Origin of the sequence: Rhodopila sp. (assembly GCF_965277165.1) — a bacterium.
In the GTDB taxonomy this organism is placed as follows: Bacteria; Pseudomonadota; Alphaproteobacteria; order Acetobacterales; family Acetobacteraceae; genus Rhodopila.
Map to the genome: position 1 here is coordinate 2,004,248 of NZ_CBDICE010000006.1, position 14,362 is coordinate 2,018,609.

At 67.9% G+C, this 14,362-nt stretch carries 12 protein-coding genes; 3 read left to right on the forward strand and 9 right to left on the reverse strand.

Annotated elements, in window-relative coordinates; genetic code table 11:
- Positions 1–248 precede the first annotated feature (248 nt).
- From ACQY4Y_RS21415 to ACQY4Y_RS21430, 4 genes are all read right to left on the reverse strand, one after another.
- Positions 249–1,370, reverse strand: a complete 1,122-nt coding sequence (locus ACQY4Y_RS21415) for a hypothetical protein (protein ID WP_428492597.1) — start codon at positions 1,368–1,370, stop codon at positions 249–251.
- Between the two features lie 130 nt (positions 1,371–1,500).
- Complete coding sequence (locus tag ACQY4Y_RS21420; protein WP_428492598.1) at positions 1,501–1,806, reverse strand: DUF3303 family protein; 306 nt, start codon at positions 1,804–1,806, stop codon at positions 1,501–1,503.
- A gap of 169 nt (positions 1,807–1,975) precedes the next feature.
- A complete protein-coding gene (locus ACQY4Y_RS21425) occupies positions 1,976–2,530 on the reverse strand; it encodes a cob(I)yrinic acid a,c-diamide adenosyltransferase (RefSeq protein WP_428492599.1) in 555 nt (184 codons plus the stop codon).
- An 11-nt stretch (positions 2,531–2,541) separates the two neighbouring features.
- Positions 2,542–3,414 carry an energy transducer TonB gene (locus ACQY4Y_RS21430; RefSeq protein ID WP_428492600.1) on the reverse strand — a complete coding sequence of 291 codons (873 nt, stop codon included), beginning with the start codon at positions 3,412–3,414 and terminating at the stop codon, positions 2,542–2,544.
- 192 nt (positions 3,415–3,606) lie between these two features.
- Between ACQY4Y_RS21430 and ACQY4Y_RS21435 the strand changes: the two genes are divergently transcribed.
- From ACQY4Y_RS21435 to ACQY4Y_RS21445, 3 genes are all read left to right on the forward strand, one after another.
- Entirely contained in the window at positions 3,607–4,638 is a 1,032-nt protein-coding gene (locus ACQY4Y_RS21435; RefSeq protein WP_428492601.1) for a class I SAM-dependent methyltransferase, read from the forward strand.
- A gap of 267 nt (positions 4,639–4,905) precedes the next feature.
- Positions 4,906–6,030 (forward strand): DUF6635 family protein, encoded by a 1,125-nt coding sequence (locus tag ACQY4Y_RS21440; RefSeq protein WP_428492602.1) that lies wholly within the window; start codon positions 4,906–4,908, stop codon positions 6,028–6,030.
- A gap of 709 nt (positions 6,031–6,739) precedes the next feature.
- Positions 6,740–7,396, forward strand: a complete 657-nt coding sequence (locus ACQY4Y_RS21445; protein ID WP_428492603.1) for a hypothetical protein — start codon at positions 6,740–6,742, stop codon at positions 7,394–7,396.
- A 60-nt stretch (positions 7,397–7,456) separates the two neighbouring features.
- Here the strand turns inward: ACQY4Y_RS21445 and ACQY4Y_RS21450 are convergent, their stop codons facing one another.
- The 5 genes from ACQY4Y_RS21450 to ACQY4Y_RS21470 form a co-directional block, all read right to left on the reverse strand.
- On the reverse strand, positions 7,457–8,839 hold the full coding sequence (locus ACQY4Y_RS21450) for a threonine/serine ThrE exporter family protein (protein WP_428492604.1): 1,383 nt from the start codon (positions 8,837–8,839) through the stop codon (positions 7,457–7,459).
- A gap of 6 nt (positions 8,840–8,845) precedes the next feature.
- A complete protein-coding gene (locus tag ACQY4Y_RS21455) occupies positions 8,846–10,237 on the reverse strand; it encodes a class II fumarate hydratase (protein WP_428493690.1) in 1,392 nt (463 codons plus the stop codon).
- Positions 10,238–10,630: 393 nt separating this feature from the next.
- The gene (locus tag ACQY4Y_RS21460) at positions 10,631–11,905 is read right to left on the reverse strand and encodes an MFS transporter (RefSeq protein ID WP_428492605.1); all 1,275 of its coding nucleotides are present in this window, start codon (positions 11,903–11,905) and stop codon (positions 10,631–10,633) included.
- A gap of 342 nt (positions 11,906–12,247) precedes the next feature.
- On the reverse strand, positions 12,248–13,378 hold the full coding sequence (locus ACQY4Y_RS21465; RefSeq protein ID WP_428492606.1) for a M20/M25/M40 family metallo-hydrolase: 1,131 nt from the start codon (positions 13,376–13,378) through the stop codon (positions 12,248–12,250).
- Between the two features lie 38 nt (positions 13,379–13,416).
- Positions 13,417–14,340 carry a nucleoside hydrolase gene (locus tag ACQY4Y_RS21470; RefSeq protein ID WP_428492607.1) on the reverse strand — a complete coding sequence of 308 codons (924 nt, stop codon included), beginning with the start codon at positions 14,338–14,340 and terminating at the stop codon, positions 13,417–13,419.
- Between the last annotated feature and the right edge of the window lie 22 nt (positions 14,341–14,362).

Consider the following 14,362-nt stretch of genomic DNA (forward strand, 5'->3'; position numbering starts at 1 on the left):
GGCGGAACGTTCCTCGTCCGAAGGACGCGCTGCTCGCGCGATCGCTCGACAAAACAAAGGCTTGGACCAGGACCAGGATGCACGGTCATGCTGAAAATGGTTTAGCCGCCGAGCCCATGCCACGGCCGGTTACCGCCGGCGTCGAATGACCGTCGCGCTTCGACCATTCCGCCGAAGCCGGCATCCTGCCCCGTCGAAATCGGGGCCCCTCCGCAAACACCATCCGGACAACAGCGCCGAGACTTGCCTCATCGGATCACCGCCAGAACGACTTCGACCGCAATCATCACCACAATGATGATTTCCAGCAGCCCCGACCGGCTGCTCGACGCCTCGTCGTAAAGCGCGGTGTAGGTGTCGCGGATGATCGAGAGCTTGCGGTCCACCGCCGCGCTGACTGTCGGCACACGATACATCTCCAACGCCGCCGCATAGATCCGCGCCAGATAGACGTCCTCGGTCACCTGCAGCGCGTTGTCCACCTTTTCGGTCAGTTCAGTCACTTCGGCCACCAGCGTATAAAGCCGCCGCGCCAGATCGGCGAACCGCCGCGCGCCCGGCAACGACCATCGCCGGCGCTCGGCCTCCACCAGATTGTACATCCGCGGCAGTTCGGCATCCAGCAGCTCGTCGTAGTAGCGCATCTCCAGCAACTGCGCATTGGCGACCTCCAGAACGTCGATCACGTCGGTATCGCCGCGCGGCTCATAGATGAACGCCCGGTCCCAGGTCAGCACCACCAGATCGTCGGTGTAATAGGAATAGCGGTGGCGCAGCAGGTCGCGCCTGGCACCGTCCGACAGCGCGCGCTGCTCGCCCGACAACAGCGGCACCAGATCCAGCCGCTCGACCAATGCCCCGGCCGTCATTTTCTCGCTGAATGCATTGACCACGCCAACCAGGTAGTCCTCCTCCAGCGCCCGAACGGTTGGACGCACCAGCCCCTCACCGATGCCCTGGCGCACCCGCTCCAGCAGCTCGCTCCACAGCCCGGTATCGGGCGTCGTTCCGACCACCCGATCCACCGCGTTCAGCCGCTGCGCGAAGCCAGCCCACGGCAGATCCTGAACCGTCACCCGGATCGCGACGCTGACCACACCGAAGTCGTAAAGCCTGGCGGTCGCGATCGCCGCAAGCGGTCCGTCCGGCAGCGCCAGGCTGATGGTCCCCAAATTGAGCGCCACCGGTGCCACGCCAAATGCCACCGCCTTGGGCGGCGTGGTCGTCAGCCGCCCGCGCGTGCTGCCGGTGCGTACGGTACGGGCCCAGACCTGTTCGGCCTTGGCCAGGTCGATTTCGTAGCCGATATCGAACAGCCGGAAGGCCAGTATGGAGCCGAGGTCCACATCGACGCCCACCACCGAACTCATCAAACCAACCCGCCGCCGGACCGAGCCCGGCGACACGGTCCCAAATCAGCGGCGATGGCTCTCCGGCCCGATCCGGCCCGCCGACCGGTCGCCGATCCCCCCCGACCCCGCACCGGCCGACCCCGTACCCCTACTGCGCATCCCCCTGGCCCGACGCCTGCCGGTCCAGGAACCGCCGCGCGTTGGCCGGATCGATCAGCGCATGCACCTCGAACCGCGCCGGAATGATGTCGGCCCAGGCGTTCAGATGGGCGTGCAACACCTCGTTGGAGGCGACGTCGAACAGCACCACCGCGCCGCGTCCGACCTTGGCATGCACCGAACGCACTTCGCCAGCATCGATCAACGGCTGGATCCAGCGCCAGTAGCTCTGCCGCGCCGCCGTCACCCCGGACGGACGCTCCGGCCGCGGCTCGCTGACCACCAAAAACAGCATGCGACGTCTCCCAGCGCGCGATCGCTTCTGGTCGCATCACCAAAAGCGCGAATCGCTCGCTAAACAATGACTGTGGGGTATTTTCGGGTCAACAAGACACGATAATGCCCTGAGCCTCATGGGCAAGACGGTTTAGCCGCCCGCCGCCGCGCCAAAAAATCCCACGCCGCTAACCTCGATTGGCCCCCGGCACCCACAGCACGTCCGCCGCCGCGTTCTCGTTCAGCACCCGCGACAGCACAAAAAAATGGTCCGACAGCCGGTTGAGATAGCGCAACACCGCCGGATTGACGTCATCCACCGCCAGCACCGCTCGCTCCGCCCGCCGAACCGCGACCCGCGCCAGATGACCGAAAGCCGCCGCCTCGGTGCCGCCGGGCAGGATGAAGCTGCTCAGCGCCGGAAGCCTGGCATTCATCGTCTCGACCTCGGCTTCCAGCCGCGCAACGGCGGCCTGGGTCAGCCGCAGCCGGTCGCCGCCCTGGCCCGGCACGCAGAGATCGGCGCCGACATCGAACAGGTCGTTCTGCACCCGGCCCAAAATCGCGTCCTCCGGCCGCCCCCGGGTGCGGGTCCGCAGCACGCCGATGCTGGCATTCGCCTCATCGACCGCGCCGATCGCCTCGATCCTTGCGTCGGTTTTCGACACCCGCGACCCGTCGCCCAGCGATGTCTGCCCCGAGTCGCCGCCCTTCGTCACCACCCGATCGATACGAACCACCATGCGCAAATTCCTCAGTTGGCCTCGAACACAAACCGGAACGGCATGTCGAACGGCACCGCCCTGCCCTGCCGCACCGCCGGGCGAAACCGCCACTTCCGCACCGCATCGACCGCGGCGCGATCCAGCACCTCGACGCCGGAGCTTTGCGCCACATCGACGCTGCTGGCGAGGCCATCCTCGGACACATGGATCATCACCAGCACGGTGCCATGCTCGCCGCGGATTTCCGCTTCCGGCGGATAGATCGGCGGGCGGTTCCTGAATCGGTCGTCCGGGCTCGCCGGCACGATATTCGGCCCCAGCGCCACGGCGTTGGATTCGCTGTCGGTGCCGGCCAGGTCGAACACCGGAGCCTGCCGCCGCGCGGCCGGCGGCGGCTGCGCCGGTCGCGGCGTCGCTTCGGCGGCCTTGGCTGTCGCCGGCACCGCTTGGGCGGGCTTGGGCGGCGCCGCCTCGGCCGGCTTCGGCGCCGCCACATCCGGGCTCCGAGGCACCATCGGACCCGCCGCCTCCTGCGCCGGATCGGGCGGCTTTATCGCCGGTTTCGGCGGCTGGGCCGCTGCTGGTTTAACCGCCGGCGGCTGGGCCGCTGGTTTCACCGCCGGCGGCTGGGCCGGCCTCGCCGGCCTCGGCTGGGCCCGCGCCACCTGCTTGGGCGCCGGTCGCGGCGCCGCGCCGGGCTGGGCACCCTTCTGTTCCACCATCAACAACTCGACGGTGCCCCTCTCGCGCGAAACCGGCTGTTTCGGCAGCACGCGCGGCAGCAGCACGATCAGCAGCGCGGCCACGATGTGCACCGCCACCGACAGCCCTAGCGCGATCCAGACAAACCGCCGGCGCGGCGACACCGGCCGCCCGCGTCGCTTGTCCTTCAAAGCCGGCACGCAAATTCCCCGCGGTCCCATGCCACCGTCTCTAGACCATTATCAGCATGACTGTGCACGCTGAAAATGGTCTAACTCTTTGTTTGATTGCGTGTTTCACGCACTTTGAGGGTTCGGGGTTGACGGCGCGGCCTGAAAACGGTCCCGCTCTCCCTCCCACCGCGCGTCGGACCAGGACGGAGAGACACAGCAATGCCCGCCAACCTCCCCCCTGCCAACCACCCGCCCGAAAGACTCGACGCCTTCATGGCCCGGGCCAACGCGATCTACTACGCCACCCAGGACCCGTTCGCCGACTTCACCACCGCACCCGAGATCAGCCAAATGTTCGGCGAAATCCTCGGACTCTGGGCCGCCGTGACCTGGCAACTGCTCGGCGCCCCCACCCCGGTATCGCTGGCGGAAGCCGGCCCCGGCCGCGGCACGCTGATGGCCGACGCACTGCGCGCGGTGCGCCGGACCGCGCCGGATTTCGCCGCCGCGCTGCGCGTCCACCTGATCGAGACCTCGCCCCGGCTGAAAGCGGCACAGGCCGCCCAGGTGCCCGGCGCCGCCTGGCACGACGATCTGGCAACACTGCCCGCTCAGCCGACGATCCTGCTGGCCAACGAGTTCCTCGACGCCCTGCCGATCCGCCAGTTTGTCCGCCGAGGCTCCCGCTGGACCGAACGGTTCGTCGCCGCCGGGCAATGGGTCGAACAGCCGGTCGAACCAGGCCTGGCGCCCAGCCTCGTGCCCCAAGGCCGCGCCGCCGCCGAAGGCGACATCGTCGAACTCAACGAATCCGCCCGCCGCTTCGTCGCCACCTTCAGCCAGCGCGCGGCCCTGAACCCGGCGGTGGCACTGTTGCTCGATTACGGACCCGAACGCAGCGCCGCCGGAGACAGCCTGCAGGCCCTCGCCCGCAAACGCCCGACAGATCCGCTGCGAGCGGCGGGATCGGCCGATCTGACGGCGCATGTCGATTTCGCCGACCTGACCGGCGTGGCGCGCGACCGCGGCGCCGCAGTGCAAGGGCCGGTGCCTCAAGGCGAATTCCTCACCGCGCTCGGATTGTTCCGACGTGCCGAACGACTGGCCCGGGATCACCCGGGGGACGACCTGGCGGCGCCGGTCGCGGCGGCGCGCCGGCTGGCCGACCCGGACGCCATGGGTCATCTATTCAAGGCCATGGCGATCGCATCGCCCGGCTGCCCACCGCTGCCCGGCTTTCCCCCGCCCTGACCGTCCGCCGGCCGCATCACGACCATCGCTCGTGTCCTGCCCCAGAAGTTCGCCGCACTTCACGGCGAACGGATGGGATCAGCAGCTCACTGAAAACAAAGAGCGAGTGTCGCGAGCCTGATGTTCGCCCGATATGGCGAACTTCGGACTCGGGACACTAGAACCTTGTCGCCGCTTACCGGCATGGACATATCAAGCGCTCCAACTTGACGCGTCGCGCCAAGTCCGGTCCCGCCCGGGCAGCCGCGCTGCGGCCGAGGTAAAAAGATGCCCCTGCAAACCACCGTCTCGCCGCCGATCAGCCCGGCTACGCCCGCCAACCCGGCCCCGAACACCAGCCCGAGCCCCACAACCAACCCGGCCCCCGCGACCTCCCCGGCCCCGGCGACCTCCCCGGCCCCAGCGACCTCCCCGGCCGCGGCGAAGCCGGACCGGACGCTCGCCACACAGATCGTCCAGGACGGCGTGCGCCGCTACTTCGACGCTCGCCGCGACCGCGTCAAACCGTTCGTCGATCGCAACTTCTCGCTGTCCGGCTCACTCCGCCTGCACCGCGCCGCACTCGGCTGGGACATCGCCCGCGCGCCGTTGAACCTGACCATGGCCGCACCCCAGGTCGGCCTCCTGGTCGCCTCCCACGCTGCCCGCAAGCTCGGCGCCAGGCGCATCGCCGACCGCCTCGGCAACACCCGCCTGCTGGTCGATACCGAGGTCGGAAAAGAGCTCGCCTGGCGCCTCCACGCCGACCTCCTGGAACTGCCCTATCGCTGCGGTGACCGGATCACCACACGCGACGCGCTGGCCGAGACCATCCTGTCCGATCCCCGCGTCGTCGCGGCGCTGACCCCGGCGCTCGACGCCATCGCAACCAACGGCAACGATCCAGCGCTGCGCCAGCGGCTGGAAGCCGCGATGGCGGAATACACCCGTACCCGAGCCGCCGCGACCGAGATCACCACCGCGCTGTTCACCCTCGGCAGCGGCGCCGTGGCACTGCAGAAAATCACCCCCGGCGCGATGTCGCTCGGCCCCACCCTGGCCGCCGCGATCGCCCAGCGCGCCGCGGTGATGTCGTTCCCGATGGGCGGAGCAATCGGCTCGCTGTGGTACGCCATGTTCCCGGTGGCACCCTCGGCGTTGCTGGTGGCCGGCCTCACCGGAGGCCTGCTGGCCGCATCCACCGTCGCCTCGGCGTTCGCCGGCATCATCTCCGACCCGGTGCAGCGCAAGGTCGGCCTGCACCAGCACCGGTTGCGCCGTATGCTGGATGCGCTCGAACGCCAGACCCACGATCCCACCGCGCCGGGCTTCGCGGTGCACGATCACTACGTCGCCCGCCTGCTCGACCTGTTCGACGTCACCGGTGCACTGGTGCGCCTGGCGGTGCGATAAACCACCCGATCCCCGCGCCCGTCCGGCCCCCGCGCTCAAACCGGATCAGCGCAACCCCGACCCAGCCAGACAGCATCCGCCGAACCCAGGCGCGTGCGCCCCGATCCCAAAACAGATCGACACCCGCGACGATAGCCGGCGGCACAACACGGTTCGCAGGCTCCCAACCCGTCGGCTCGACGTCAGCCGAATAGTCCCTGTCCGTAGCTCCAACCCGGTCTCGGAGAAAACATCGCCGGCCGCCCCAAACGTCGCGCGGTCCGCGCCAGCGACGCCCGCGCCGCCAACGCTGCTACACGGCCTGCACATCGATCCCCTCCTGGCCCGGCTGCGGCGCACCGTCGAAGCCGTCACCGGAAGACAGCCGACGATCGACTTCGCCCTCCTCGCCCTGGCTAGCACCCGCGCGCTGCCCGAACACGCCCCGTTCTGGCTCTTCATGCTCGGGGGAAGCGTCGGCTGGGCCGCACGCGCGATGGAGCAGATCAGCTCCGGCAATCTCATCCGGCCCCGCGCTCGCTACCAGGGTCCCACGCCCGAGATGTGACGGCACCTCCGATGAACGAATTCCGCGTCCGGCCTCCCGCCACGCTCGGCCCCACCGACCCCGATCGGGACCCCCCCCCCGCGGGGCGCCGCTTTTGCCCCGACTCGACCCCGACAGGCTATCCTTCGCACTCCACCGAAGCCCCGCCCGCCCGGAGGGATCATGCACCAGCACGACATTCTCGACCGCTATCGCCACCTGCGCGAAATCGGCAACTGCCATCATCAGGCCGCCCTCGATCACGTCCCCCAGACCACCATCATGGAACGAGCAAAGCATCTCGGCCTGACCCATCAAGGCATCCTCACCACCGACAGCGACATGGAAATGGCGCTGGTGTTCGACCTCGCGGTCCACACCGCCAAACGCGGTCGCTCCAGAGCCATCGATCGCTACGCCAAGGCGGCTTCCCGCGCCGACGCCGACGAGACCCGCACGCTGGACGCGATCCGTCACGCCCGTTTCTCGCTCTGGCGCGTTCTACGCCACCACGACGTGGCCGGCTTGGTGATCGAGGATGTCCTTAGCGAACGCGAAACCTGGCTGATCGACGAAGCAATGACCGCCAGCGTCGCACCGGGCAGCGCGTTCGCCGCCAGGCTTTACTCGCCGGATGAATTTGCCATCACTTGCGGCACCGTAGTGCCGATCAGTGCCGAACTGATCGAAGAAGCGCTGCTGGAAGGCTGCTGGGTGCAAAATCACGAATTGCACGATATCGCCGACGATCCGCGCCTCGCCGTGGCGATCTATCGCACCGCCGTGGTCCAGCGCACCATGGAAACCGTGCGATTCCGCCCGATCGGCGCCAACGCCTGAATCCGGGTCGCCCGCTCCCACGCCTAAATCCGGGGCGCCCGCTCCCACGCCATCAAACCCTCAGCGTGGCTGGCCTCCAACGCCCCGACCCGAGCCACCGACCGGCGGCGACCCAACAAAGTGCTCGATCGCCAGTTTGGGAAAGATCAGCCCGAACGTCATCGCCAGGATGATCAGCACTGCGGTGCTGCCGTCCGCGACGGTGCCCAGCAGCAGCCCCGCCGGCGCCTTCGCCCCCGCCGTCGCCAGCGCCACCAGGCCGCCGCCCATGCGGAACAGGAACACCCCCGGAATCAGCGACACCACGGACGCGAACGCCAAAGCCGCGAACGGCAGCCGCAACCGATCCGCGATCGGAGTGATAGCGATCCCGACCAACAGACAGGCAACGAACGCCCCGACCTCGACACTGCCGCCCAGCAGCGTGACCACCATCCACCGTCCGGCATGAGCAAGCATGCCGATACCGATCGGGATCGGCAGCGACCGCCACGGCATATCGAAAAACGACCCATAGGCGGCCACCGCGACGCCGGCCGCGGCGACGTCCCAGGCCAGCGGCACCGGCACCGCCGACCCGGAAACCGGCAGGCTGATCCCCGCGATCGACAGCCCCAGCAGCAGTCCGGCACAGATCATCACGATGACCAGCCCCGCAAACCCCACCCGCGCCGCGCCCAAGGCGACCCGCGCCCGAGCTAGGTCCATCGCGCCGTTCAGCAGATGCGGCCCGGGCACCAACACCATGCACGGGCACACCGCCACCAGAAGCTGCATCGAGCTCACATGCGCATACGCCACCACGCCGCCGAACCCCCCGGCGAGCAGCGCGGCGGCGAACGGCTGGATCAAAGGATTGCGGCTGATGCCGGCCAGGCCGCGCCGCAGGCACGCCCCTGCCCCGGCGCTCAGCGCGATCAGGGCCAGGCTCAGCGGATGCGCGGCCCCGAAGATCACCCCAAGCGCGGCCGCACCCAAGCCCGCCATGCAGGCAAACCGTCGCAGCGACACCGGCGGCCGCACCGCGATCCGACGCAACCCCTCAGCGACCGCGCCGGCGTCGCTCAGGCCGTCACAGAACCCATCGATCACCCGGTTGGTGGCCGCCACCCTGCCCATGTCGACCCCGACCGGATCGGCCGCCCCAACCTCGACCCGGGCGCCCCGATCGTACACCACGCGCAAGCTCAGCTCGCCCCACCGAGGCAGCAGCGTCACCCCGCGCCCCAGCGCCGCGGCCAGCCGCTCGGTCGCCTCGATGGTCCGTTCCGTGGTCTGGCCGTTGACGAACAGCAGCGTGGCGGCGCGCAGGATCAGATCATCCGCCGCACCGGCCCCGGGTGCATCATCCGCCGCACCGGCCCCGGGCGCATCATCCGCCGCGACCGGTGGCCCCACCGCCGCCCGCCCCACCGAACCGGATGACCCGCCCAGCCGCGTCACCGCCGCTCACTGGCCCTCGGCGACATACAGCCTGACCATCTTGGCCGGATCGACCACCCGATCGAACTCCGCCTCATCGACAAACCCAAGCTGCAGCGCCGCCGCCTTCAGCGTCAGGTCGTGATCCATCGCGTGGTGCGCGATCTTCGATGCCTTGTCATAACCGATCACCGGCGCCAGCGCCGTCACCAGCATCAATGACCGATCGACATATTCCTGGATCTTGGTCAAGTTGGGCCGAGTGCCCTCGACCAGGAACCGACGGAAGTTGGCGCAGCCATCTGTCAACAGCGTGACCGAGTGCGCCAGGTTATAGATCATCAGCGGCTTGTAGACATTCATCTCCAGGTACCCGCTGGCACCGCCGAAGCCCACCGCGACATCGTTCGCCATCACCTGCACCGCGATCATCGTCAGCGCTTCGGCCTGGGTCGGATTGACCTTGCCCGGCATGATCGACGACCCGGGCTCGTTCTCCGGGATCATCAGTTCGGCGAAACCGGCGCGCGGACCACACGACAGCAGCCGGATATCGTTGCCGATCTTGTACAACGAAACCGCCAGCGTGCGCAGCGTCCCGGACAGTTGCACCAGCGCGTCATGCGCCCCCTGAACGGTGAACTTGTTCGCCGCGGTGACGAACGCCAACCCGGTCAGCGCCGCGATCTCCGCCGCCGCCGCCTCGGCGAAACCCGGCGCCGCGTTGATCCCGGTGCCCACCGCGGTGCCGCCTAGCGCCAGGTGATGGACATCGCCCAGCGCATCCTCGATCCGCCGCAGATTGTCGGACAGCGCCCCGGCATAGCCCGACCATTCCTGCCCCAAGGTGATCGGCGTCGCGTCCTGCATATGGGTGCGCCCGATCTTGACGATGCCGTCCCACTCCGTCGCCTTGGCCGCGATCGCGTCGTGCAACGCCCGCACCGACGGCACCAGCCGCTGCGCCACCCCCACCGCCGCCGCGATATACATCGCCGAGGGAAACGTATCGTTCGACGACTGCGACATGTTGACATGGTCGTTCGGATGCACCGGCGCCTTGCTGCCGAGCGGCGTGCCGGCAATCTGGCAGATGCGGTTAGAAATCACCTCGTTGACGTTCATGTTGAACTGGGTGCCGCTGCCGGTCATCCACACGTGCAGCGGGAACATGTCATGGTGCTGCCCGCCCAGGATCTCGTCGCACACCTGCTCGATCAGCCGCAACTTCGCGTCGTCGATCCGCTTGCCGGCATGGTTCGCCCGCGCCGCCGCCTTCTTCAGGATCGCATAGGCGGTGATCATCTCGCGCGGGATCAGGTCATGCCCGATACTGAAATGCTCCAGCGACCGCTGGGTCTGCGCTCCCCACAGTCGGTCGGCGGCAACCCCCACCTCACCCAGGCTATCGGTTTCCATGCGCAGGTCGGTCACGGTGATTCTCCCTGTTGTCGTGCTCCCAGCGATCAGCGCTGCTGTCGGGGGAATTGCCACGTCGGCGCGCGGCTCGCAACGCGGCTCTGGCCCATCAGAGCATTACAGGAACTCGCGATGCTGAAACTGTCCGGTCACAGAACCGGGCTCACAGCGGCTAAGCTGGCGAGAAGCCGCCACTTCATCCTCTCGACAAGTAACTCGCAGCGACGTTTCCACGCCTTGGCCTAGTATAAACGGCGCTTCCTGCGCTTCTTCCTCGCCGGCGGCTTCATCGCCGCCGCCATGTTCCGCCTCGCCGCCGCCGATGCATGACCGCGAACCGCACCGGCCCAAGCGTTTGCCGCGCTCAGGAATAGGCTCATGGCCGGGTTTTTCCTAAGCCAGGGGTTCCTCATCGTGTGTCCCTCCATGACGTTCAAAGCGGCGCACATCGGATGATGTCAAAACCAGCGCAACGCTGACCAGGAGCGACGCGGCGCCAACCGAGAGCACATCTTCAGCGCCGAAAAATTCCGCCGCATAGCCCGACATCGCAAAGCCGATCGGGCCTAGACCCATCGCCGCGAGACTATAAATGGAGGCGACACGAGATAACACGGCGTTGGGTATACTTTCCTGTAAGGACGTTTGCACCAGGATGTTGACGACCGCCAGGGCAACGCCGAACACGCCACTCCCGATCACGAGCAGAATCACCGAGGCATGAAGCGCCAGCAGCACGAGCGGCGTCGCCAGCAACGCGATCGCGAGCTGAACGACCAGGATCGGACGTGGAACATGGACCCGCAGGACGAGCAGCCCCCCCACAATGCCGCCCGCTCCCGTCGCCGAGGCGATGATGCCCCAAGTCCGCGCCCCATTTTGCACCGCCGAGAATAGCATCGGTCCGAGAACAAAGAACGGCGCGAACGCCAGCAAATTGAGCACCCCCTGCTGGACGGTGACAAGCTGCAGCCAGCGGTGGCGGTTGAACTCACTCCAGCCAGACTTGAGGTCGTCCAGCAATGAAGATCGGCGCGATGCGCTGTGATGCGCGATGTGGACCAATGAGATGCAGGTTGCACTCACCGCATAGGAAGCGGCGTCTAGTCCGATGGCAACCGAGGCTCCACCGAAGCCCACCAGGACACCGCCGAGCGCAGGCCCGACGATCGCCATCAGCGAGCCGGAGAGATTCAACACGCTGTTAACACGCTTCAGCCGGTCAAGGCCCGCAAGTTGCGGCAGCACGCCGCTCTCGGCCGGTCCATAAAAGGCCGTCCCGATACCGCCACATGCCGCGAGACCCAGGAGAACAGGCAGGCCCGGATGTCCGGTTGCCAGCAACGTCGCGAGTGTGGCCTGCGTGCAGCACCGCAGCAGATCAGCGGCGATCATCAGGTGCCGACGCGCCCACCGATCACCGACCACCCCACCGGCCAACATCAGCAGCACGATCGGCGCTGTCTGAGCGCCGATCACCAGCCCCACGGCGGACGCTGGATATCCCGAGCCGAGAAGCGCGAACGTGATGGCAACCGGGATCGTCGCCGTCCCCAGCGTTGAAACGCTGAAGGCCGAGAAAAACAGCAAGAAATTCCGATCTTGCAACAGTGGCAGCGAGCTTTCCGCGGGCGAGCTTTCATCGGACCCAGCCGAAACGTGCGACATTCGAAACTTCCGTGGAGCAGGTGGGAAGACGGGTAAGCGCGCCAGTCTTGCAACGTTCATACCAAGCCCGCGTTCCAGCCTCTAGCTGCGGGTGATGAGGATGTCATACCGCGCGCCGTCCGGCACGCGATCGAGGAGGCTGGTTGGCAGAGCGTGCCTTTTCCAGATCCATGGCGCGCGTGGCCTTTCCGACGTCTGTGTCGTCACCCTGATCTGAGGCCATACCGGCGGTAGCCTCCGATACACCGCGACCTTGCGCCAGTCTCCCAGCCGGGCCTGATTGCCGCACATCGCAAAGCTGCGGCAAGTCGCTCGTCTAGCCCTGAACGCAGAGAGCCACCCTCACTCCAGCGCCATCAACAACCCCGCCATCAGCCTGCCGCGATACGCTAGGCTGTCGATCTGGATGTGCTCGTCCAGCGTATGCGCCCCCGCCCCCGCCACCCCCAGCCCGTCCAGCGTCGCAACCCCCATCGCCCCGGTGAAATTGCCGTCCGACCCGCCCCCCGAACTCTGCGAACTGATGGTCAGTCCCAACCCTTCGGCAACCCGCCGCGCGGTGTCGTACAGCGCCATGCCACGCCCATCCGGCTCCCACACCGGCCGGGTAACCCCGCGCGCTACCCGGAACTGCACCTCGTTGGACGAAGCCCGCAAATCCAGCATCGCCGCCACCCCACGATCGAGGTCAACCTGCCGCTTGGCCATCGACAACGCCTCGCCCGTGCAATGGGTGGTAACGCAGTTGACCCACTGCCCGCCATGGATCACCCCGACGCTGAAGGTGCAGTCATCGGTGGTCATGTCCTCGATCTCGATCAGCTTGCGCGCCATCTCCTTGATCGCCGACCGCCCCGCCGCCAAAGCCGCCCCCGCATGGCTCGGCCGCCCGGTCGCCGCCAGGTTGAATCGCGCAATCGCATAACGCCCGGTCACTACCCCGCCATCAGGCCGAGCCGGTTCCGGTACCAAAACGTATTTATGGCGCGCAGCCTCGGCCTCGATCAGGTCGCGGGTGGACGGGCTGCCAATCTCCTCGTCACTGGTGAACAAAACGGTCACCGGCAGCCGAGTGCGCAGGCCGGCACGCGCCAGTTGCCGGATCGCCTCCAGCGCCAGGTAGTTGCCGCCCTTCATGTCCTGGATGCCCGGCCCCCACGCCCGGTTGCCCTCGCGCCGGAACGGCAGTTTCGTCAGCGTGCCGACCGGATGCACCGTATCCAGATGGCCCATCAGCAAAATCCCCGGCACCTCCGGCGTGGCATGGGCGAACGTCGCGCGCACGCAATCGCCAAGCCCCATCCGCCCGGCCACCCGCTCGATCCGAGCCCCCGCCAGCACCAGTGCGCGCGACGCAAGGTCCATCATCCGATTGACCGAGGCGCCATCGAAGGTCGGACTCTCGCACTCCACCCATTCGCGCAGGCCGCTCAGCATGGCGTCGGCATCGAACGGCAACGCGTTGGGGTCCATGCGGCTTGCTCCAAAAGGTTCGCCAAACCGTGCCACGTTCAAGGCAACAGCGCGAGCCTCTCGCCCAGCAGCCGGAACAGCCCATCCGCATCCACCGTCTCCAGAACCGCGGCGTTGACCGCATCGCCGGTCCGCCCCCAACGGTCGATCAGCGTGCGCCCGCGGCTCGGTCCCGGCCCCAGATCCATCCGCGCCGAGCAGTCGCGCACAGCAAACAGATCAGGCCGGATCAGCCATGCCAGTGCGCACGGATCGTGCAGCGGCGTGCCGGAATCGCCGAACCGGTCCAGCAACGGCACGCTGGCCTGAATATCGCACGCCGCACGCAAACAGCGCCCCGAACCCCGCTCGCGCCACGCCGCGATGCGGGCCGGAGTAACCAGCGCCTGCGCCGTCAGGTCCAAGGTCGCGAACACCACGCGGCAGCCGCTCGCCAGCAGGATCGCCAGCGCCTCGGGATCGCTCCAGGCGTTGAATTCCGCCGCCGGAGTGACATTGCCCTCGCCCCAGGCCCCGCTCATCAGCACGATCTGCCGCACCCGACCGGTCAGCGCCGGTTCGCTGGTCAGCGCCAGCGCCAGGTTGGTCGCCGGCCCGATGCCGACCAGCGTCACCGGTTCGGCCGCCTCGCGCAGGATCCGCCGGATCACGTCGCAAGCCAGACCCGGCGCCGCCGCCCCGCCCGGAGGCAACACCACCCCGCCCAGCCCATTCTCGCCATGAATGCGGACTTCGCTGGTGAACGCCCCCAGCAGCGGCCGCTCCGCCCCGGCATGCACCGCCACGTCCGACCCCGCCAGCGCGGTCAGCGCCAGCGCATTGGCCAGGGTATGACCCAGCCCGACATTGCCGCCCGCCACCGTCACCGCCAGCACCGCCAGTTCCGGCGAGGCCAGCGCCAGCAGGATCGCCACCGCGTCATCGGTGCCCGGATCGCAATCAACAATGATCGGTATCGCCAACACCCTGCTCCTTCCCAACATG